Annotated in this window: 24 protein-coding genes, 2 tRNA genes and 1 riboswitch; of the genes, 11 read left to right on the top strand and 15 right to left on the bottom strand. The window is 57.2% G+C overall.

Features of this window, described 5'->3' with window-relative positions:
• The first annotated feature begins 68 nt into the window (after positions 1-68).
• Positions 69-1,201, top strand: a protein-coding gene (locus AQ621_RS05350) for an IS3 family transposase (protein ID WP_145840233.1) whose coding sequence is annotated in 2 segments (ribosomal slippage) — positions 69-339 and positions 339-1,201 — 1,134 coding nt in all. Because the reading frame shifts where the segments join, the coding sequence is not laid out codon by codon here.
• A gap of 65 nt (positions 1,202-1,266) precedes the next feature.
• Here the strand turns inward: AQ621_RS05350 and AQ621_RS05345 are convergent.
• The 7 genes from AQ621_RS05345 to AQ621_RS05315 form a co-directional block, all read right to left on the bottom strand.
• Complete coding sequence (locus AQ621_RS05345; protein WP_058340585.1) at positions 1,267-2,016, bottom strand: ADP-ribosylglycohydrolase family protein; 750 nt, start codon at positions 2,014-2,016, stop codon at positions 1,267-1,269.
• A gap of 56 nt (positions 2,017-2,072) precedes the next feature.
• On the bottom strand, positions 2,073-2,603 hold the full coding sequence (locus AQ621_RS05340) for a GNAT family N-acetyltransferase (protein ID WP_058340584.1): 531 nt from the start codon (positions 2,601-2,603) through the stop codon (positions 2,073-2,075).
• The gene (locus AQ621_RS05335) at positions 2,575-2,877 is read right to left on the bottom strand and encodes a type II toxin-antitoxin system TacA family antitoxin (protein ID WP_058340583.1); all 303 of its coding nucleotides are present in this window, start codon (positions 2,875-2,877) and stop codon (positions 2,575-2,577) included. Before AQ621_RS05335 ends, AQ621_RS05340 begins: the two co-directional genes overlap by 29 nt.
• Positions 2,878-3,169: 292 nt before the next feature.
• Positions 3,170-3,502 carry a YnfA family protein gene (locus tag AQ621_RS05330; RefSeq protein WP_058340582.1) on the bottom strand — a complete coding sequence of 111 codons (333 nt, stop codon included), beginning with the start codon at positions 3,500-3,502 and terminating at the stop codon, positions 3,170-3,172.
• An 89-nt stretch (positions 3,503-3,591) separates the two neighbouring features.
• A complete protein-coding gene (locus AQ621_RS05325) occupies positions 3,592-3,942 on the bottom strand; it encodes a DUF3147 family protein (protein ID WP_058340581.1) in 351 nt (116 codons plus the stop codon).
• A gap of 322 nt (positions 3,943-4,264) precedes the next feature.
• On the bottom strand, positions 4,265-4,561 hold the full coding sequence (locus AQ621_RS05320; RefSeq protein WP_145840250.1) for a HAMP domain-containing protein: 297 nt from the start codon (positions 4,559-4,561) through the stop codon (positions 4,265-4,267).
• A gap of 193 nt (positions 4,562-4,754) precedes the next feature.
• Positions 4,755-5,504, bottom strand: a complete 750-nt coding sequence (locus tag AQ621_RS05315) for a CLCA_X family protein (RefSeq protein ID WP_058340579.1) — start codon at positions 5,502-5,504, stop codon at positions 4,755-4,757.
• A gap of 207 nt (positions 5,505-5,711) precedes the next feature.
• Here AQ621_RS05315 and AQ621_RS17630 point away from each other — a divergent pair, with 207 nt between their 5' ends.
• Positions 5,712-5,861: a hypothetical protein gene (locus AQ621_RS17630; protein ID WP_158499523.1), complete on the top strand. Its 150-nt coding sequence runs from the start codon at positions 5,712-5,714 to the stop codon at positions 5,859-5,861.
• Positions 5,862-5,897: 36 nt separating this feature from the next.
• Here AQ621_RS17630 and AQ621_RS05310 read toward each other — a convergent pair.
• The 3 genes from AQ621_RS05310 to AQ621_RS05300 form a co-directional block, all read right to left on the bottom strand.
• A tRNA-Cys gene (locus tag AQ621_RS05310) sits at positions 5,898-5,971 on the bottom strand.
• A gap of 54 nt (positions 5,972-6,025) precedes the next feature.
• Positions 6,026-6,101, bottom strand: a tRNA-Gly gene (locus AQ621_RS05305).
• Positions 6,102-6,225: 124 nt separating this feature from the next.
• Positions 6,226-6,969, bottom strand: coding sequence for a murein L,D-transpeptidase catalytic domain family protein (locus AQ621_RS05300; RefSeq protein WP_058340578.1), 744 nt, complete (start codon positions 6,967-6,969; stop codon positions 6,226-6,228).
• A 159-nt stretch (positions 6,970-7,128) separates the two neighbouring features.
• A riboswitch (TPP riboswitch) is annotated at positions 7,129-7,220 on the top strand.
• A gap of 47 nt (positions 7,221-7,267) precedes the next feature.
• Here AQ621_RS05300 and thiB point away from each other — a divergent pair.
• From thiB to AQ621_RS05265, 7 genes are all read left to right on the top strand, one after another.
• Positions 7,268-8,269 (top strand): thiamine ABC transporter substrate binding subunit, encoded by a 1,002-nt coding sequence (gene thiB, locus AQ621_RS05295; protein WP_058340577.1) that lies wholly within the window; start codon positions 7,268-7,270, stop codon positions 8,267-8,269.
• Between the two features lie 5 nt (positions 8,270-8,274).
• Positions 8,275-9,957: a thiamine/thiamine pyrophosphate ABC transporter permease gene (thiP, locus tag AQ621_RS05290; protein ID WP_058340576.1), complete on the top strand. Its 1,683-nt coding sequence runs from the start codon at positions 8,275-8,277 to the stop codon at positions 9,955-9,957.
• Positions 9,950-10,564 (top strand): thiamine ABC transporter ATP-binding protein, encoded by a 615-nt coding sequence (locus AQ621_RS05285; RefSeq protein ID WP_058340575.1) that lies wholly within the window; start codon positions 9,950-9,952, stop codon positions 10,562-10,564. The genes thiP and AQ621_RS05285 overlap by 8 nt, the downstream gene beginning before the upstream one ends.
• Positions 10,565-10,660: 96 nt before the next feature.
• Positions 10,661-11,749, top strand: coding sequence for an MlaE family ABC transporter permease (locus AQ621_RS05280; protein ID WP_227508247.1), 1,089 nt, complete (start codon positions 10,661-10,663; stop codon positions 11,747-11,749).
• A gap of 3 nt (positions 11,750-11,752) precedes the next feature.
• The gene (locus AQ621_RS05275) at positions 11,753-12,574 is read left to right on the top strand and encodes an ABC transporter ATP-binding protein (RefSeq protein ID WP_058340574.1); all 822 of its coding nucleotides are present in this window, start codon (positions 11,753-11,755) and stop codon (positions 12,572-12,574) included.
• On the top strand, positions 12,574-13,515 hold the full coding sequence (locus tag AQ621_RS05270; protein ID WP_058340573.1) for an MlaD family protein: 942 nt from the start codon (positions 12,574-12,576) through the stop codon (positions 13,513-13,515). The genes AQ621_RS05275 and AQ621_RS05270 overlap by 1 nt, the downstream gene beginning before the upstream one ends.
• Complete coding sequence (locus AQ621_RS05265; protein WP_058340572.1) at positions 13,508-14,116, top strand: ABC-type transport auxiliary lipoprotein family protein; 609 nt, start codon at positions 13,508-13,510, stop codon at positions 14,114-14,116. Before AQ621_RS05270 ends, AQ621_RS05265 begins: the two co-directional genes overlap by 8 nt.
• 5 nt (positions 14,117-14,121) lie before the next feature.
• On the opposite strand, the gene pgsA is transcribed toward AQ621_RS05265, so the two are convergent.
• From pgsA to AQ621_RS05245, 4 genes are all read right to left on the bottom strand, one after another.
• Positions 14,122-14,670, bottom strand: coding sequence for a CDP-diacylglycerol--glycerol-3-phosphate 3-phosphatidyltransferase (pgsA, locus tag AQ621_RS05260; RefSeq protein WP_022988958.1), 549 nt, complete (start codon positions 14,668-14,670; stop codon positions 14,122-14,124).
• Positions 14,671-14,677: 7 nt separating this feature from the next.
• Complete coding sequence (gene uvrC / locus AQ621_RS05255; protein ID WP_058340571.1) at positions 14,678-16,537, bottom strand: excinuclease ABC subunit UvrC; 1,860 nt, start codon at positions 16,535-16,537, stop codon at positions 14,678-14,680.
• Positions 16,521-17,180, bottom strand: coding sequence for a UvrY/SirA/GacA family response regulator transcription factor (gene uvrY, locus AQ621_RS05250; RefSeq protein WP_058340570.1), 660 nt, complete (start codon positions 17,178-17,180; stop codon positions 16,521-16,523). The genes uvrC and uvrY overlap by 17 nt, the downstream gene beginning before the upstream one ends.
• 92 nt (positions 17,181-17,272) lie before the next feature.
• Positions 17,273-17,524 (bottom strand): YheU family protein, encoded by a 252-nt coding sequence (locus AQ621_RS05245; protein ID WP_058340569.1) that lies wholly within the window; start codon positions 17,522-17,524, stop codon positions 17,273-17,275.
• 106 nt (positions 17,525-17,630) lie between these two features.
• Here AQ621_RS05245 and AQ621_RS05240 point away from each other — a divergent pair, with 106 nt between their 5' ends.
• Both AQ621_RS05240 and AQ621_RS05235 read left to right on the top strand, forming a co-directional pair.
• Positions 17,631-18,335 carry an AzlC family ABC transporter permease gene (locus AQ621_RS05240; protein ID WP_058340568.1) on the top strand — a complete coding sequence of 235 codons (705 nt, stop codon included), beginning with the start codon at positions 17,631-17,633 and terminating at the stop codon, positions 18,333-18,335.
• Positions 18,328-18,663: a branched-chain amino acid transporter permease gene (locus AQ621_RS05235; protein ID WP_058340567.1), complete on the top strand. Its 336-nt coding sequence runs from the start codon at positions 18,328-18,330 to the stop codon at positions 18,661-18,663. Before AQ621_RS05240 ends, AQ621_RS05235 begins: the two co-directional genes overlap by 8 nt.
• On the opposite strand, the gene AQ621_RS05230 is transcribed toward AQ621_RS05235, so the two are convergent.
• Entirely contained in the window at positions 18,664-19,068 is a 405-nt protein-coding gene (locus AQ621_RS05230) for a DUF1330 domain-containing protein (protein WP_036219418.1), read from the bottom strand. It abuts the gene before it with no gap.
• Between the last annotated feature and the right edge of the window lie 197 nt (positions 19,069-19,265).

Below are 19,265 nucleotides of genomic sequence, written 5' to 3'. Positions count from 1 at the left end.
TGAAGTGGACCCCAAATTTTGGACAGGTGCCTAAGCTCTGATTCATCATCTCCATAAGGAGGAGAATCATGAGCAAGAAACGCAAGCAATACAGCGCATCATTCAAGTCCAAAGTCGCCCTGGCTGCCCTCAAGGGCGACCAGACCACATCCGAAATTGCTGCCCGTTTCCAGATCCACCCCACCATGGTCAGCACCTGGAAGCGCGAACTGCTGGAGAATGCCCCGGGCCTCTTCGAAGGCAAGAAGAAAGCCGGCAAGCAATCCGATGAGCCCAGCACAGACGAACTTTACCGAGAGATTGGCCGACTGACGGTGGAACGCGATTTTTTGTCGCGCAAGCTCGATCAGTAAGCCGTCAACAGCGGTTGGCGATGATCGAGCGTGGTCATCCCCAAGTCAGTCTTTCGCGCCAGTGTGAGCTGCTCAAGCTGAGCCGCTCATCGGTGTACTACGTCCCTCGTGAGCAGTGTCAGGAGGATCTGGATCTGATGTACCTGATTGATCAACAGCACCTGGAAACGCCGTACTATGGCTCTCGCAAGATGCGGGTCCACTTGCAGCACCAGGGCTATCGGGTCAACCGGAAGCGGGTGCAGCGGCTGATGCGCACCATGGGCATTCAGGCGGTGTATCCGCGCCCCAGAACCAGCATTCCGGGCGATGGGCACAAGGTGTACCCGTATCTGCTCACAGGGCTGAAAATCGACCGCCCCAACCAGGTGTGGGCAACAGATATTTCATATATCCCGCTGGCCCGGGGCTTCATGTATCTGGTTGCCATCATCGACTGGTACAGCCGCAAGGTGTTGTCCTGGCGAGTCTCCAACACCATGGACACAGACTTCTGCGTCGATGCACTGGAGGAGGCTCTACAGCGCCACGGAACACCGGAGGTCTTCAACACCGATCAGGGCGTCCAGTTCACCAGCGAGGCCTTCACAAGCGTTCTCAAAGAGCATGGCATCCGGATCAGCATGGACGGCAAAGGCTGCTACCATGACAACATCTTTGTGGAACGGCTCTGGCGCAGCGTCAAACACGAGTGCGTCTACCTCACTGCCTTCGAGGATGGCCGACACTTGAAGCAGGCGCTCCACCGGTACTTCCGGCATTACAATCAGACCCGGTACCACCAAACCCTTGATTACCAAACACCGGATGAGGTGTACTACCAACAACCCATGACCCTGGCAGCTTGAGCCGGGAATACAGCCGGATCAGAGCTTAACTGCACCTTCAGGCTGTCCAACTGATGGGGTCCACCTCACGCCTTATCCAGAGCCGCCAATGTCTCTTCGTGACCGCGTTCTGCAACCAGTAATGTCTTGGCGGCAGCCAGAGCATCCAGCAGAGTTTTGTCCTTCAATAACTCAAAGATCAAAACGGCCAGTACGCCACCGGTCAGATACCCGCTGGGATGGCCGTGGGTGAGGCCGGCGCACATACGCCCATCTTCAAACACCCTTTCCAGGCCGGAGTTACCGTTGAAGGTACGCCAGTAAAGCCCTACCGGAGCCACCCGCATTACTCCGCCACAACCCTTACTGTCATTGCCAGCGGTCTCTGGAACGCCCGGGTAATCCCGCAGAGCACTCAAACACGTCATGCCCGGTGCTCGCTGGCTGTGCAACTCTGGCTGCTGAAACAACCAGCCGTCTTTCTCTGCGGTTACCGCACGACACTCGTGGCCCTGTGTTGCCAACCAGCGCAGATAAGCATTGGCAACTGTGTGGTCGAAACCTGCAATGCCTTTACTGACTCCCCGCATTCGCCCCCGCAACAGGCCTTCGGCGGTGAACAGGGTCATTTGGGTGTCGTCGGTTATCTTGCCTTTGCCACCGTAGGCCGGGGCGTAGTCGGTTATGCCGGCAGGGCCAAAGCGGCTCAGGATTTCAGCGCGGGACATGAACTCCACGGCGGCACCGAGGGCATCGCCTATGGCTCCGCCGAGGAGGCAGGCGGTGTATCGCTCCTGGATATCGTTTTCCGGCCGAGACTCATGTGGTTGATCCATTATCATTTCCCTATGCTAGTTTTTAGAAAGATCCGTAGTGACTCGGCGGAACCCGACTACCGTCCACTTGCCTCTGAGAGTTCGACTGCTTCCAGACATTGTTCAAAAGGCAGCCAAAGAGCTAAAGCGTCACCCTCGACGCCATCAATAGCAACAAACCCAAACCTTTCGTAGAATCTTTTTGAGTCGTCGTCTTTGGCATCTACCGCACAGCCGATACCGCCAACTGAAATCGACGCATCAACAACCCGCCTCAGGCACTCGATCAGCAGGTACGCTCCTAATCCATACCCTTTCACAGAGTTATCAACCGCAAGCCGTGCCAGCCGGTAAACCGGCGGATCCGACGGAAACCGCTTTTGTAGGGGATGTCCCTGGGGGAAGACAATGGTGCTGGGAAGAAGAGTGTAATAATCGAGGATCTCCGTCGGGTCGACCTCATCTTCAACCAGTACATAAGTCCGTGTCGCCATCTTCTGGCTGCTTTGCCGGGCAATTTTCTTCAAGAACTCGTTGAGCGCAGGCTTACCGCAGTCAAATTTTCGCCGATTGTGTTTTTTACTGATTTCTTCGGTTCTTAAAGTCACCAGCCAACTTCCTGTGGTTGAGTGCAGCTTCCCGAAGCTTTGGATTAATCGGCTCAGGGTTATCCAGCAGCTCCAGCATACGGTCAGCACTCTGCCGGGAAACCTGGATTTGTAGCGCCTGACGCTCGGCCTCTTGTGCTTCTTTCTTTGCAGCGTAGATCAGGAACTGACTCAAGCTGCGGCCCGTTAACTCTGCTGCATGAGCAATAAGTCTCTGCGTTTCTTCATCGACACGGGCCACCAGGCGCGTGTCTTTACCTTGTGTGTTCATCATATTCTTCACCGATGGCGGGATAAGCTCGACTGAAACCTGAGAAAACCCTCTTCCTTGATAGAAAGTGATTCATGGGCTCAATCTATGTATGCCATGCTGGCACACATAATTGCCCTAATCAACTTAGTGTGCCAATTTGGCACATATCATTTATAAGACTTCCAACTGCACAAGGTCGCAAAGCGGACATTCGGATAGGACGATTAGCACTAGGATAGTGGCGGCCATGTACCGCAGCCAAATGGGCGTTTGGGTGTAGGACCGGACGCCCGGAACGAACTACAACAGTTGGTTATGTGGCGCGAGGCGCAAACATGATGATCGCCATTCCCACCAATGCAACAGCTGAACCAACTAAATCCCAAACTGTTGGTCGAATCCCATCGACCGCCCAAAGCCACACAATTGCCATAAAAATATACACACCACCATACGCAGCATAGACCCTGCCAGCAGCGGTGGGGTGCAGTGAAAGCAGCCACGCAAAGGCTGCGAGACTCAACGCACCTGGCACCAGAAGCCAGATGGTTTTACCCTCTCGAAGCCAGAGATAAGGCAAATAACAACCCACGATCTCTGCCAAAGCGGTGACGATAAAAAGACCAACCGTTTTCAATTCAGGCAATGAAATTGACCTCTTGGCAGTTCCCTGACTTTGCGGCGTGCCAGCGCCAGCGTAGATGCGTCCAACAACAGCCCCTTGTTCTACGATATTTAGAGCCCCACGCCATAGTACCGAAGGACACCCACCATTACCCAGTAGCAGATTGCTGTAATGCCGATTGACGCTGTCAGGCTAAGGTAGAAATTGAGCCCCTGTGCCAACAGAACCGGTAACGCAATAAACAAAGCAAGTGATGGCAAAACCAGCCAAAACACACTACTTGCAAGTTCGCTAACCTTTTCTGCATCCCCGGTATCTAAATAAAGCCAAAGCATTGCCAAGACTGACGTCAGCGGCACCGACGCAAGCACAGCGCCTATGAACGAGCTGCGCTTCGACACTTCCGATATGAGGACAACCAGAATAGCGGTCACTGCGACTTTGACAATGTAATAAGTCAACTGGATCTACCTCCTGGCGGCAACCGTATCACGGCTTATTAGTTTGCATTCTTATTAAACCCCAACGCCATCTCCCCCGTCCAAATCTGATTCCAAGCCCTGATAACAATGATTTTTCATGGTTTTATCTGTAGTTCCGCAGCCGCCATTACGCTGCCGGCTCTGTGAAAAGTTTACACTCAAATTATCAGTGCACGCTTGTACCAGTTAAATCCAGAGAACGGGGAATGTCCGCTTTTGTTTAGGGTTTCGCGTGGGCTGTGGAACGGTCACAAAGCAGATATTCGGGTTTGATGGGAACACACATTGGACCCGCATCGAATCATCTGTTGTGCCTACGCTCCGCAAGCCTTTTCTGGAGCAGCCCGTTCAGCTCTTCAAGCTCGGCGATCCGCCGTTCGTTGTTCCCCTTCTCCCAGGCAACCCGCTCAGCAAGGCGGTCAATTTCCGAAGCGACTTCCGAGACCTCATCGAGCTGGGAATCGCTCAACCGCTGGCTATACTCACCGTTATTAACCTGCCCTAGCACACGCCGGATGTGTTTCAGTCGCCGGACCAGGTAATAACCGGCAGCAATTGAGAACAGAGCTACTGCCAATACTTCCAGAGCGGCAATCATCAGGCTTCTGCGCTTGACCTGCTCAATGCTCCGCAGCTGTTCCCTCAGGTCCAGGCCTATTTCCACCGTGCCGTAATTCAGTCCTGCCTTCCCTTTCTTCCGCCCGCCAGAACTTTGTTTACACTAATTTCACTTTATTTACACTTATGTTGATCATACTAAGATTTTTTACAGACAAGGATGGAGCCCCCTTTTATCCGGCCTTAGCCTGTTCCCGGTAAAGCGCAGCGCCCAGAGCGGCAAAGTAGCGCTGGTATGCGTCATTGATCCGCTGGCGATGATCGCCCTGCGGATACAGACCCGCCTTGGCTTCATCAGAGTGAACGGTTCCGTTTACCAGAAATCGGTTACGCGGCTGGCTGTCTTCAATGAAGGCTTCAAAGGCGCGAGCGCACAGCTCCTCCGGTTTGGCGTAATAAACCGTTTTCAAGTGCTGATCAGCCACCTGGGAGGCCCGGAACAAAGTGCTGGGTGCTGTGCCGTCCTCCGTCAGCATGATGGCCTGGAAGCAAGCGCCTAGCCGTTCATTCAGTGGATACGGTTTACTGCTTACGCTGTTCAGCCAGGCACTTGAAGCGAAGCCGCACGGTCCGGCATTCCGGTAAGCTTTGCCTCCCATGTAGTGATCAAAGGCGTGAAACCATTCATGCGCCAGGCTACCCGCACCAGCGTTCTTGGCCAGCGCCAGTTGCCGGGTGGCGGGAATGTAGTGCGCGGCCACGCCCAGCCGGCCGCCGATGCCATACTGCAGGCCCAGCGTGCTCCTCAGGGAGATCAATGGCTCCGGTCCTCGCAGGATCGTCATCAAATCACACAGCGCCTGATCGAACCGGCCGGCTGCCCGGTCCCGCTCCTGGGGCATCACCCAGCGTCCGACTTCAATGCTGCGAAAATCAAACCGTCGTCTCACCGTTACAAAGGATGCTGCAGATTCAGACGTCACTCCCAGCCTCCCATCTCCAGAAACATCAGGATGCTCAGGCTTGAGACGGATTCGTAGTTACCAAGCAGAATGCAGGACATGCTTTACACCTAGTACTGTTTACATATACAGTATTTTGACGAGGCTACACGGGTGGGTCAACCACAGTCAGGCACAATGTCCTATACTCGGACCAATGCAGTTGCCAGGAAGGCAGGAGGAGTCTGTATGAAAAGCGTGGTACTGATGTTTGTTGGTGGACTGGTAGGCGGCTTCATCGGGCCGGTTTCAGCACTGGTCGGCGTGGCAGCAGGGTATGTAGTTGGCCGCATGCTAACGCAGTCAGACGTACCAGAGCAAAAGGCAGTCAGCCAATAAAGCTCGGATAAACCGATGATTTTCGTAAGGTAAAAATGGAGGCGCGGGTCGGAATCGAACCGGCGTACACGGAGTTGCAGTCCGCTGCATAACCACTCTGCCACCGCGCCGGGTAAGCCTGGAATCTGGCTTTTGCTCTCAGGGGGCGTGAGAGACTTGGAAAATGGAGCGGGAAACGAGATTCGAACTCGCGACCCCAACCTTGGCAAGGTTGTGCTCTACCAACTGAGCTATTCCCGCTCTTCGTTCAGAGGCGTTGCCTCCTCAACGGCTGCGTATTCTACGGATTACGCTTCGCGCGTCAACACCTTTTTTTCAAGTTTCTGTTTTTATTGCTAATGTGCACAAAATTTAGCCAAACCGGTCAGGACCGGCTGGCGTCATCCGCGTTCGCCTGAAGGGAACCGGCAAGCTGGTTGCCGCTGTCGCAGTTCAGGTAGCTGGAAGCCTGCAGCCATTCTTCATCCGGGTAGTATTTGAAAACCAGCTGGCCGCCTTTCAGGTTGTCTACTACCTTTGCGATCACATCGCGGTCTACCGCCGGGCAGCCGTGGCTGCGGCCAATGCGACCGTATTTGTTCACCCAGCTCTTCTCTACGTAGTCTGCCCCGTGAATGACAATGGCGCGCTGGCGGGCCAGGTCATTGAAGCCCGGCTCCAGTCCGTCCAGCCGCAAGGAGTAGCCGTGGGCACCGCTGTAGGATTCCGCCGCCTTGAACAGTCCGATGCTGGACTGGTGGCTACCCTCAATGTTGGAGAAAGCACTGGCTTCGCGGTCGCCGGAGTTTTTACCGTGGGCAACCAGCTCCCTCAGAACCAGGCTGCCATCGGCCAGGTCAAACAGCCAGAGGCGCTCTTCGCTGGATGGCAGGGAAAAATCAATAACAGCAAGCCTCTCCGGCATCGCTGTTCCATTGCTGATGGCGCACTGGGTTGCCTTGAAAGCCGCCTCGAGAACCGATGGGTTCAGTTTAGGGGCTGCACTGGAAAGGCGATCAAAAAGCTGGTTATTCAGGGACTGGGCCTGGGTGCTGGTGGCGAAAAGCACTGAAAAAAGAAGGCCGGACATTGCTGTACAAAATTTGAGCAGATTGCGATGCTTGGGCATGCACCTTACCTCTATAGATGAAGAATACGGTCTATCCGATTGAAATTTGCACTATTCTAACAGCAAATAATGAGAACCCCGACACCTTTGTACAGTTTTTAAACAGACCGTAATCAAAGTTACAAATTACAGGCTGCCACGCAGGCGTGTTAGAATCGCCAGGACTCAACGGGGTGCCCGACAGGGCTGAGACCATACCCGCGGAACCTGACCCGGCTAATACCGGCGTAGGGATTGAGCCGCCACTTTTCCAGTGGTTACCGCGGCATGGCCCCTCCATAGCCAAGGTGTAATCACTATGCGTTTCCGCTTGCCTCTACTCTTCGCTGCCCTGCTCCCGGCTTTTGCTACTGCCGAACCTGCGCAGGTTTTGAACGTTTATACTCACCCGTCGTTTGCGGCGGAATGGGGCCCCGGGCCCGCGGTCAAGCAGGCATTTGAAGAGCAGTGTGAATGCGAACTGAACTATACAGTGCTGGAAAGCGGCGGCGATATACTTCAGCGACTGCGCCTGGAGGGCAGTTCAACCAGTGCCGATGTGGTGTTGGGGCTGGATACCGCCACCATGGAAGCCGCCCGGCAAACCGGATTACTGGCTCCGCACACGCTGACACTGAACAACCTGGCGCTGCCTGTCGACTGGCAGGACGACACCTTCGTGCCCTACGACTGGGGCTACTTCGCCTTTGTATACGATACCGAGCTGCTGCCGGAACCTCCGGCAAGCCTGGAAGAGCTGGTCAATGCACCGGATGACCTGAAAATCATCATTCAGGACCCCCGCACCAGCACTCCCGGCCTCGGCCTGCTGCTCTGGATGCACGCGGTTTATGGCGATGACGCCCACGCCAAATGGCAGCAACTCAGTGGCAAGGTACTGGCGACGACCCAGAGCTGGAGTGACGGGTATTTTTCACTGTTCATGAACGGCGAAGCCCCGATGATCCTTTCCTACAGTACCTCTCCGGCCTATCACATGGCGGTCGATAACACAGACCGTTACCAGGCAGCCCGTTTTGAAGAAGGCCATTACCTGCAGGTCGAGGTTGCCGCACTGGTGAATAGCTCGAAGAATCAGGCCCTCGGCCGGGAATTCATGGAGTTCATGTTGTCGCCGGCCTTCCAGCGCCATATTCCGTTGAAGAATGTGATGTATCCGGCTATCGACCTTGGTGACGAGTTGCCGGAGGTATTTGACCGGCTGATCCGCCCGTCCAAAGCTCTCTATCTGGAACGGGCAGAGGTCGCCCGTGAGCGCCGCTCACTGGTGAATGCCTGGCTGGACGCCATGACCCGCTGAACCCAATGGCCGCCAACCAACCACAACCCCTGCGCCCTGCTCCATTCAGCGCCCCTGCGTGGCAACTGGCTCCGGGCCTGATCATTGCGCTGGCCTTGATCGGGCTGGTGCTGTTGGGCCTGGGGGCACTGCTTCACACAGCGGGCACGCTGGAATTCGAAGAGCTGTGGCAAAGCCGCTATTTAAGAGGCGTTGTCTGGTTTACGGTTTGGCAGGCTGTGTTATCGGTCATTCTAAGCCTGCTCATTGCGCTGCCGGTGGCCATGACACTGGCCCGGCTCAGCCATTTTCCCGGCCGTAGCCTGCTGCTACGGTTGATGGAGCTGAGCCTGGTGCTTCCCACCATAGTGGCGGTTTCAGGCATCATCGGGGTGTACGGTCGCCAGGGCTGGCTGACCAGTCTTCTGAACGGGTGGCTGCCTGGTCACGACTGGAGCCTGTACGGCCTGAATGGAATCTTACTGGCCCACGTATTTTTCAACGCACCGCTGGCCGCACGAATTCTTCTGCAAGCACTGGAATCAGTTCCGGCACCGAGGTTGCGGGTTGCTTCCCAGCTCGGGTTGAGTGGCTGGTGGCTCTGGCGTACGGTTCGATGGCCCGCATTACGGCCGGTCGTGCCCGGGGTGTCAGCATTGGTATTTACCCTGTGCTTTACCAGCTTCGCCATCATCATGACCCTGGGTGGCGGGCCTCGCGCCACAACCCTTGAAGTGGCCATTTACCAGGCGTTGCGGTTCGAATTCGATTTCGGCCAGGCCGCCATCCTGGCCACCATTCAGCTGGTTATTTGCGGCAGCCTGTGGTGGCTGGTGTTCCGGAACCGGCTGGAGTCCTCACTGCTTCCGGATCGGCGGTTTGCTGAACCTGTCTCTTTAAAAGACAGCCCCGGGCAGGACCTGGGGCGCGTGGTACTGCTGGGCATCTTTTCCGCTTTCCTGACGCTGCCCCTGCTGGCCATCGCGTTACGCGGTTTGCCGGCACTCTGGCCAGCCTCACCCATGCCATCTATCTACGGACAACTGCTCCCCACCACAGGCCGCAGTTTGTTGATTGCCGTTCCTGCCGGGCTGGGTGCGGTTGTCGCCAGTCTGTTCACACTGGCGGCCGCCAACAAATCCGAAAACCGGATACTGGCGGCCATTCCGGCTACCACGGGGTATCTGCCGCTGATTGTGCCGCCCTTAGTGCTTGGTACCGGCCTGTTCCTGTTATTGCGCCCGCAGCTCGGTAATAGTGCCCAAGGCTGGGTGCTGGTGTCTTTGATTAACGGATTGATGGCTATTCCATTTGTGCTGCAGGTTCTGCGTGGGCCTCTGAATGCCATCGACAAGAACACCCTGAACCAGGCGGACCAGCTGGGTATCCTGGGCTGGTATCGCTGGCGCTGGCTGTACTGGCCAAGGCTGCGCCGGCCAATCGCCCTGGGCCTGGCCTATGGCATTGCCCTGTCGCTGGGAGATTTCGGGGTAATTGCCCTGTTCGGCAGCCCCGGGCAGCCCACGTTGCCGGTTCTGCTTTACCAGCAGCTGGGCAGTTACCGAATCAGCGAAGCGGCTGGCACCGGGCTGTGGCTGCTTTTGTTACTCGTGACTCTCTTCGCCCTGCTGTCCCGGGTTGCCCGGCCGGCCCCGGGCACAAACACAGAGCCTGCCCCCGCCGCTGCTCCGGAGCCTCGCCATGCTTGAGCTAAGAAACCTGTGTTTCCAGTACCCGGATCAGTCGGAGGAGTGGCGCTTCCACTTCCCGGTCGCCGCCGGGCATTGCCTCGCGGTACGCGGTGCCAGTGGAACCGGTAAATCCACCTTGCTGAACCTGGTTGCCGGCTTTCTGGCACCCAAAAGCGGAGAAATTCTCTGGAACAACCAAGCTATCCATAACCTGCCCGCCTGGGAGCGGCCGGTAACAAGCGTGTTCCAGGAGCACAACCTGTTCGAGCACCTGGATGTCTTCACCAATATCGGTCTCGGCCTGCAGCCCGGCATGAAGCTGTCCCCCGAACAGAAATCGGCCATTGAGCAGGGTCTTGAACAAACCGGGCTCGGCGGTTTTGGTGCGCGGCTGCCCGGCGAACTATCCGGTGGCCAGCGGCAACGAGTTGCCCTGCTGCGCGCCATTCTGCGGCGCAAACCGGTACTGCTGCTGGACGAGCCCATGACCGGGCTGGACCCGGACGCCAGGGCCATCATCCGGGACTTGTTACTGCAGGAAAAGGCCAGCGGCATTACCCTGATCCTGGTCAGCCATGATGAAGAAGACCGAAAGATACTGGCAGACAGCAACTGGAATCTTTAAGCTTGCTAAGACTTCTGGCAGGGATTTTTTCATTCTGTGGCGATAACTTCGGGCCTTACTACAGCCAAAGCCGGCGAGCCTGCCGGCACCCTTGAGTTGTCCGGCAATACGGTGACCTTTGCCGGAGACTGGACCCTTGCCCATTACCCGGCCCTGAACCGGCAGGTATCGCAATTCAAGGCAGAGAACACTTCACTGAAGCCGGAATTTACCCGCCTTGGCCGGCTGGATACCGCGGGCGCGTCCCTGATGGTGAAAATGCTGGGTGCCGAACCGGTGCTTGCCGCGCTGGAGCAACCGTCCCTGCCCGAAGCCCAGCAAGCACTCCTTAAAGCCGTGGCGGAATCCATGTGTGAATCCGCACCGGCACCAGCCACGGTTAATCCACTGCTGAACATGCTGGCAATCACCGGAGAGAAGGTCACCCGGCTAACCCGCCTGTTATGGCTGCTGTCCGGTTTTATTGGCCAGACCTTGTCCACCCTGTTCTACATACTCCCACGGCCAAAACGCTGGCGCTTTACGCCGTTCGTGGCCGCTGTGCACGACACCGGCCTGAACGCCCTTCCGATTGTTGCCTTGCTCACGTTTCTTGTGGGGGCTGTGGTCGCATTTCTGGGTGCTACGGTGCTGGAGGACTTTGGCGCGACCATTTATACCGTAGACCTGGTCGCTTTCTCATTTCTGCGGGAATTCGGCGTACTGTTAGCGGCCATTTTGCTGGCCGGCCGAACCGCCAGTGCCTTCACAGCCCAGATCGGGGCCATGAAGGTCAACGAAGAACTGGATGCCATTCGTACCCTGGGCCTTAACCCCGTGGAGCTTCTTGTAGTCCCCAGGGTACTGGCCATGATGGTGAGCCTGCCAGTGCTGACCTTTGTCGGCATGATGGCGGGCATGGTTGGTGGTGCTGTGGTGTGTGCACTGGCACTGGATATTCCGCCCAGCCAGTTTATGGCCATCGTGGAGCGGGATATTGCCCTGAAGCATTTCCTGGTGGGCATCGGTAAAGCTCCCGTGTTTGCCTTCCTGATTGCCGTGATCGGCTGCCTGGAAGGCTTCAAGGTGTCGGGCAGCGCACAGTCCGTGGGTGAGCACACCACCTCCAGCGTGGTGCAATCTATCTTTATGGTCATACTGCTGGATTCCGTAGCCGCGCTATTCTTTATGGAAATGGGTTGGTAAGGCATGGCCATGGGCACGCGGGATAACCACACGCACCAAACGCCGATCATTCAGGTTCGGGGCCTGAACAATCGTTTTGGCAGTCATTCTGTGCATGAAGACCTGGACCTCGACCTCTACCCGGGTGAAATCCTCGGCGTGGTTGGCGGATCCGGCACAGGAAAATCCGTGCTGCTTCGCAGCATTGTCGGATTGAACACGCCTACGGCTGGCCACATCACGGTATTCGGGCAGGATCTGACAGAGCTGTCAGCACCGGAACGTTCGCTGTATGAACAGCGGTTTGGTGTGCTGTTTCAGGGCGGAGCTCTGTTTACCTCCCTGAACCTGGAACAGAATATTGCCCTGCCCCTGATCGAGCACGCGGGGCTGAAGCGGGCCGAAGCGGAAGAACTGGCCCGCATGAAGCTGGCCCTGACCGGCTTGCAGCCCGAGGCGGCACGCAAATACCCGGCGGAGTTATCCGGCGGCATGGTGAAACGTGCAGCGCTGGCCCGGGCGCTGGCCCTGGACCCTGAAATATTGTTTCTGGACGAGCCCACAGCGGGGCTGGACCCGATCGGCGCTGCCGCGTTTGATGAACTGATTGTCACCCTGCGCAATGCACTGGGGTTGACGGTATTCCTGGTCACCCACGACCTGGATACCCTGTATACCACCTGCGACCGGGTGGCGGTGTTGTCCCAGCGCAAGGTGCTGGTGGCAGATACCCTGGATAACGTGTCCCGCACAGATGACAGCTGGATTCAGGACTACTTCCACGGCCCCCGCGGGCGGGCCGCGATTGATGCACACGACAGGCTGACCGAACAGGAGCCCGGTTAATGGAGCCAAAAGCCCATCACGTTATTATCGGATTATTTACGCTGCTGGCTGTTACCGCCGCCTTGCTGTTCGCCCTGTGGCTGGGCAAGTCCTCGGCAGACCAGGAGTGGAGTTATTACCAGATCGGTTTCGACCACCCGGTAGGGGGCCTGTCCAAGGGTAATGCGGTGCTTTACAGCGGTGTGCCGGTGGGTGACGTGCTGGAATTGACTCTGGCACCCGACAACCCGGCCCATGTTCGTGTGCTGGTACGGGTTCGCAGTGATATTCCCGTGCGTGAAAACACCCGTGCCGAACTGGTGCTGGCCAATATCACCGGCAGCATGAGCGTGCAGTTTACCGGCGGCAGCCCGGACAGTCCGGTGCTTGAAGGTGGCCGGGAGAATCCACCGCTGATCAGTGCCGAGCCCTCTGCGTTTTCCAACCTGCTCAATAACGGCGAAGCCATGTTGTCGAAGGCCGAGCGCCTGCTGACCAGCATGAACCAGTTGTTGAACGAGGAAAACCTGGGCAACGTAGCCACCATTCTGGACAACACCCGGCAGGCCACCGAGTCGCTGCTGGCAAGCCGGGATGACATGATGGCACTGATGGAGCAGTTCGATGCGGCAGCGATTCGGGCAGAAGAAGCGGCCGTAAAGGTATCCGCCACCTCTGACCATGCGCGCGTGGTGTTAGGTGAGCAGATTACGCCGGTACTGGAGTCTATGGATAAGGCCATCTCAACCCTGCAGCCCACCCTGGACCGGCTGAACCGTGTGACCGGTAATAACGAAGGTGCACTGGACTCCGGGCTTCAGGGCCTGGGCGAGCTCACACCGGCCTTACGGGAGCTGCGCAGCACCCTCCGCAACCTGAACTCGTTTACCCGCAGGCTTGAGCAAGACCCGAGAGGCACCATCTGGGGCGGCGGCCGAATCCAGGAGTACAGCAATGACTAAGCCAAGCAGAGGCATTTTCGCACTGGCCGGGGCCCTTGCCCTGTCTGCCTGCACCGTGTTCCCGATTCCTGAAGCACCGCGCCTGATGGAACTGGCACCCCCCGCTGAACGGGAAGTGTTCGATACGCCCCGGCCTGCTGCGCTCCGGGTGGACACTCCGCTGGCATCTGATCCGCTGGACAGTACCCGGGTTCTGGTAAAGCCCACACCCTACGAGTTCCAGGCACTGCCCGGCGCCCGCTGGCGCGACAGTATTCCCGTGGTTTTGAGGGATTACCTGATTCAGGAATTTCGCCAGAGCGGCGGCTTCACCAGCGTGATGACTGACACCAGTCCGGCTACGGCAGGGTTAACACTGGTCACCGAACTGACCGGCTTTCACGCCGAGACCCACGCAGACGGCACCACGGTGGTCATACACCTGCACACAGAACTGATGGAAAACCGCTCCCGGAAAAGCCTGTGCGTATTGGATCAGCGCGAGGAGGCACTGGCTGCCAGCGCAAAACTGGACGACCTGATGTCTGCCTTCTCTCGCGCAGCATCCGCGCTTTCGACAGACATAACCCGATGGAGCCGGGATTGCCTGGCAGACGCCTGAGCCTGTTATTTTGAAGGGAACAAATCCGGCCAGGCCGCTTTCAGGTACAGGAACATAGACCAGAGTGTGAGCCCGGCTGCGATGTAAAGCAGGCCGATCGCAACGTACGACAGCATTTGACCGGGAGGAAACGCCAGCAAACCGACAATGGCCGCCATCTGGGCCGTGGTCTTGACCTTGCCGATGTACGACACCGCCACACTGGCGCGGCTACCCACCTCTGCCATCCATTCCCGCAAGGCGGAGATCACAATTTCCCGGCCGATAATCACTGTGGCGGGAATTGTCAGCAGCACTGCCGAGTATTCTTCAATCAGCACCGCCAGGGCCACGGCCACCATCAGTTTGTCCGCCACCGGGTCCAGAAACGCTCCGAAAGGCGTGCTCTGGTTCAGTTTGCGGGCCAGGTAGCCGTCCAGCCAGTCGGTCACACCGGCCAGGGCAAAGATGATGGCGCTGACCAGGTAACTCCACTGCACCGGCAGGTAGAAAATCACCACAAACACCGGGATCATCACGATGCGGGACATGGTCAGCAGGTTCGGTAAATTCATGGTGTTCCTATTCGTCGTGCAATGCTGCGTATATGGATTCTGCCAGTGACTTGCTGATGCCCTGAACCTTGGCCATCTCATCCACACTGGCTTTACGTAATTCCTGTATGCCGCCGAAGTAGCGGATCAGCTCCCGGCGGCGCTTCGGCCCCACCCCTTCAATGCCTTCCAGGGTAGATTGCCGGCGTTTCTTGTCCCTGCGCGCCCGGTGGCCGGTAATAGCAAACCGGTGGGATTCGTCCCGGATATGCTGGATCAGGTGCAGCGCCGGAGAATCGGCCGGTACCCGGAATACCGCGTCTGTCATGGCGCCGATCAGCTGCTCCATGCCGGCGCGGCGGGTAACACCCTTGGCCACGCCAATCAGCGGGATATCGGAAATCCCTAGCTCTTCAAAGACTTCCCGGGCAATGTTCAGCTGGCCTTTACCACCGTCGATGAAAACGAGGTCTGGCCGCTTGCCATCACCGCTCACCAGCCGGCGGTAGCGACGGGTCAGCACCTGGCGCATGGCCGCATAGTCGTCACCGGCCTTTACGCCTTCAATGTTATATAGCCGGTAATCGCTTTTCAGTGGCCCATTCTCGTCGAAAACCACACAGGATGCGACGGTATTTTCCCCATGGCTGTGGCTGATGTCGAAACATTCCATTCGGGACGGGGTTTCAGCCAGCTCCAGCAGGTCCCGCAGCGCCAGCAAACGGCGATACACGGTTTCCTTGCTGGCCAGGTGGGTAAGCAATGTTTGCCGGGCGTTGGTCATGGCCAGTTCCAGCCAGCGCTTGCGTTCGCCCCGCACATTGCCCCGAATTCGGGTTTCCCGGTTGGCGGCCTCGCTGAGGGCCTCTGCCAGCAGTTCCTGCCCTTCCACGGCCACCGGCACGAGGATGTCCCGGGGAATTTCCCGGCGGGTATCACCGCCAAAGTAGTACTGGCCCAGAAACGCCGAAAGCAGTTCACCTTCGGACTGCTCGAGTGAAAACCTCGGGAAGTAGTCCTTGGTGCCCAGCACCCGGCCACCACGAACGATGATCACCACAATGCACACCACGCCGGCATCCTGGGCAATGGCGATCACATCGGCATCGCCGCCCTCGCCTTCAATGGATTGCTGCTCCTGAACATGGCGCAGGTGGTTAATCTGATCCCGGTAGGCGGCCGCTTTCTCAAACTCCAGGTTCCTGGCCGCCTGCTCCATGTCATTCATCAGGTCGTGGATAATGGCCGGGTTCTTGCCTTCCAGGAACATGGTGGCATGGCGGATATCCTGCTGGTACTCCTCCGGTGTTACGTAACCCACACAAGGGGCCGTGCACCGGTTAATCTGATACTGCAGGCAAGGTCGGTTACGGTTCCTGAAATAGCTTTCACTACAAGACCTTATACGGAAAACCTTCTGCAGGATATTAAGGCTTTCCTTGACGGCACCGGAGCTTGGAAACGGCCCGAACCAGGTACCGCCACCCTTTTTGGTGCGGCCACGGCGGAAGGTCAGCGAGGGATAGTCGCTGTGAGAAGACAGGTAGATATAGGGGTAGGATTTGTCATCCCGCAGCAGGATGTTGTACGGCGGCCGCAGCGACTTGATCAGGTTTTGTTCCAGCAGCAATGCTTCGGTTTCGCTGCCGGTAATCGTTACCTCGATGGACTCGATCTTGCCCACCAGTGCTTCGGTTTTCGGGGCCAGGCCGGTCTTGCGGAAATAACTGCTCACCCGCTTTTTCAGGTTGCGGGCTTTTCCCACGTACAGAATATTCCCGGCGCCATCGTACATACGATACACGCCGGGGCGTTCAGTAAGCTGTTTCAGGAAGTCTTTACTGTCGAACTCCCCGGATCCTTGCTGGGAGTCAGACCTTGTCGGCATCCAGCAATCCAAGCCGTACGGCCATCAGAGCCAGCTCTACATCACTGGAAATCTCCAGCTTCTCGAAAATCCGGTAGCGGTAGCTGTTCACGGTTTTGGGGCTGAGGCAGAGTTTATCGGAGATATCCTGAACCTTCTGGCAATCCACCACCATCATGGCAATCTGCATTTCCCGTTCAGACAAACGATCGAACTTTGCCAGTTCGCCATCGTCTTCCTTTTCACCCGCCAGCTGCTTCAGCGCCATCTTCTGGGCAATTTCAGGGCTGATGTAACGCTGTCCGGAATGGGCCTTGCGAATGGCACGCACCATTTCCTGGATGTCCGCGCCCTTGGTGATGTACGCCTGGGCGCCACTTTGCATCACTCGGGAGGGGTAAGGATCATCCGCACAGGCGGTTACCACAATCACTCGAATAGAGTCGTCCAGGCGCAGGATACGACGGGTGGCTTCCAGGCCACCGATTCCTGGCATGCGAATGTCCATCAGAACGATATCCGGTCGGTTCTCTCGCACAAACTCGATGGCGTCCTCTCCGGATGAAGCCTGGCCAATCACGTCGAGATCGGGATTGTCGGCTAACATGCGGGTTATACCGGAGCGCACCAGCTCGTGGTCATCTACAACCAGTACCCTGATCAAAGCTCACCTCGCAGTCAGGTAGACGAAAAATCACGGTGATTGTACCGTTTACACCGCCCATCGGGTAGGTAGGGGCCTGAAAACGATGGAAATCAGGCGGGAGCCCCCAGCCCCGCGGTGTTTTCCACCGGGTCAAACCACACGACCAGCTCTCCCCGTTTTACGGCAGCAAGCACCCGGCTTCGTTCCTCCAGCGGGTTCTCGGTATCGTTCAGGCCGTGGTAACGGGTGCAATATTCTTCCGCCAGCCCTTCCAGCTGGTCCTGGGTAAGCAGGTCTGCGTCTACTACGAACTTTTCCTGGCGCGGATCTTCATCGGGCACATAAGCGGTATCGTCGGTCATAAATCCTCCAGTCCGGGGCGTATGGTACGGGGTTTTCGGTTTTTGCGCTCTTCAAAACCCTGTGCGCTTTGACTATCATCGCCGCTTTCGTAACGTTTGGATGCTAATGAACCAGAACGTCTTTCGCCTGACACTGCCGATTCTGTTCGGCTACATTCCACTGGGTATGGCCTTCGGGGTGCTGTTCACCACCCAGCTGGACTATGCCTGGTGGGTCGCGCCGCTCATGGGCCTGGTGATCTATGCCGGTTCCGGGCAGATCCTGGCCGTCAGCCTGCTGGCCGCCAACGCAGGGCTGCTTGAGGTGGCAGTTGCCATGTTTGTGTTGAACGCCCGGCACCTGTTTTACGGGTTGTCCCTGCTGGGTCGGTTCCGGGGGGCTGGCTGGCGTAAAGGCTATCTGATTTTCGGCCTGACAGACGAGACGTATTCCCTGCTTACCAGTCGTTCGCTGTCCTCAGACAAACACCACGAGCAGGAAGTGGACTTCCGCATTACCGCGTTCAACCAGGCTTACTGGATTGCCGGTTGCGGAATTGGCGCACTGCTGGGAGAGATGGTGGCGTTCGACAGCACCGGTATTGAATTCGCGCTGGTCGCGCTGTTTATTGTATTGACGATTGAACAGATCAAAGCACTGGGCGACAGCTTCCCGCTCTGGGCCGGTGCCTTTGCCGCCGGGATCTCAATGGTGCTGGTCGGGCCGTCTCATCAGCTGATCCTGGCGATCGCAATTGTCACCGGCATTCTCCTGATCCAGTATCGCCAGCTCAGGAACCGTCTGCCGGCAGCGGAGGCCAGCCATGACTGACACTTATTACCTGGCCGCGTTCATTGCCATTTCAGCGGCGGCAACCTTTGCCACCCGGGTGGTTCCCTTCCTGTTTTTTGAACGCCACACAGAACACCCGTTGCTACAGCATATTGGCCGGTTTCTGCCGGCCGCGGTTATGGCCCTGCTAGCCATCGTATTCCTGCAGCGTTCCGCGAACTGGAGCGCAAGCCTGCCGGGGCTGGACGCCATACTGCCGGGATTGCTGGTGGCAGCTGTACACCTGTGGCGGCGTAATGCCCTGCTCTCTATTGCGGTGGGTACCGTTGCCTATATGGCGATCCAGCAATCCGGCTGGCTGGTCTGATCAGGGCGCGCCTTCAACATTGGCCACCAGCCTGGAGTCTTCCAGCGCTGCGGTACGGTGCTTCACCACACCTTTATATTCAGGGCTTTCGATCATCGCCAGGAAGGCGTTGATGGAGGGGTAACGTACCAGCAATACCTGGTCCCAGGATTCGTCGGGCGGCGCAATCAGCGAACCCACACTGCGGCCGGACCAGATTACCTCTGCGCCAACCGAGCGCACGCATTCTGCCGCTTCGTCCATATAGCGCTTATAGGCATCCCGCCCCGAGCAGTTTTCTGTGTCGTCTTTGTAGGCCGCCTGGTCACGAAACCGAAGCAGATTCAGCATTACTACCGGCTGATCTTTTGGCGTCTCTTGCAAAACTTTCCTAAGCTCTTCCTGAGAAGGGTTGACGGTCGCCATAGGTGTCCCTGCTTTTCGTTATAAAGATGTTTGCTGACTTCCGGTTTGCATCTCAGACAGTAAACGAAATTCCCGACGCATGCATCCTCGTATTAGCCTTTCGGATAAGTCCGCTTGCATTGTTGACCTTCGTCAAGCGAGAATTGCGCGCTTTGTGCAAGCTATATCGAAATAACTTTTGGTACTAAGTGCACATA

This window comes from Marinobacter sp. P4B1 (genome assembly GCF_001447135.1).
Classification (GTDB): domain Bacteria; phylum Pseudomonadota; class Gammaproteobacteria; order Pseudomonadales; family Oleiphilaceae; genus Marinobacter; species Marinobacter vinifirmus.
Note: the sequence above shows the minus strand (reverse complement) of the source record. Positions and strands in the feature narration are given on the sequence as shown.

Excerpts from the sequence above, each read along its gene's own strand:
- AQ621_RS05345 (WP_058340585.1), bottom strand. The coding sequence starts at position 2,016 with ATGGATCAACCACATGAGTCTCGGCCGGAAAACGATATCCAGGAGCGA.
- AQ621_RS05335 (WP_058340583.1), bottom strand. The coding sequence starts at position 2,877 with ATGATGAACACACAAGGTAAAGACACGCGCCTGGTGGCCCGTGTCGAT.
- AQ621_RS05320 (WP_145840250.1), bottom strand. The coding sequence starts at position 4,561 with ATGATTGCCGCTCTGGAAGTATTGGCAGTAGCTCTGTTCTCAATTGCT.
- AQ621_RS17630 (WP_158499523.1), top strand. The coding sequence starts at position 5,712 with ATGAAAAGCGTGGTACTGATGTTTGTTGGTGGACTGGTAGGCGGCTTC.
- AQ621_RS05300 (WP_058340578.1), bottom strand. The coding sequence starts at position 6,969 with ATGCCCAAGCATCGCAATCTGCTCAAATTTTGTACAGCAATGTCCGGC.
- thiB (WP_058340577.1), top strand. The coding sequence starts at position 7,268 with ATGCGTTTCCGCTTGCCTCTACTCTTCGCTGCCCTGCTCCCGGCTTTT.
- thiP (WP_058340576.1), top strand. The coding sequence starts at position 8,275 with ATGGCCGCCAACCAACCACAACCCCTGCGCCCTGCTCCATTCAGCGCC.
- AQ621_RS05285 (WP_058340575.1), top strand. The coding sequence starts at position 9,950 with ATGCTTGAGCTAAGAAACCTGTGTTTCCAGTACCCGGATCAGTCGGAG.
- AQ621_RS05275 (WP_058340574.1), top strand. The coding sequence starts at position 11,753 with ATGGCCATGGGCACGCGGGATAACCACACGCACCAAACGCCGATCATT.
- AQ621_RS05270 (WP_058340573.1), top strand. The coding sequence starts at position 12,574 with ATGGAGCCAAAAGCCCATCACGTTATTATCGGATTATTTACGCTGCTG.
- AQ621_RS05265 (WP_058340572.1), top strand. The coding sequence starts at position 13,508 with ATGACTAAGCCAAGCAGAGGCATTTTCGCACTGGCCGGGGCCCTTGCC.
- pgsA (WP_022988958.1), bottom strand. The coding sequence starts at position 14,670 with ATGAATTTACCGAACCTGCTGACCATGTCCCGCATCGTGATGATCCCG.
- uvrC (WP_058340571.1), bottom strand. The coding sequence starts at position 16,537 with ATGCCGACAAGGTCTGACTCCCAGCAAGGATCCGGGGAGTTCGACAGT.
- AQ621_RS05245 (WP_058340569.1), bottom strand. The coding sequence starts at position 17,524 with ATGACCGACGATACCGCTTATGTGCCCGATGAAGATCCGCGCCAGGAA.
- AQ621_RS05240 (WP_058340568.1), top strand. The coding sequence starts at position 17,631 with ATGAACCAGAACGTCTTTCGCCTGACACTGCCGATTCTGTTCGGCTAC.
- AQ621_RS05235 (WP_058340567.1), top strand. The coding sequence starts at position 18,328 with ATGACTGACACTTATTACCTGGCCGCGTTCATTGCCATTTCAGCGGCG.
- AQ621_RS05230 (WP_036219418.1), bottom strand. The coding sequence starts at position 19,068 with ATGGCGACCGTCAACCCTTCTCAGGAAGAGCTTAGGAAAGTTTTGCAA.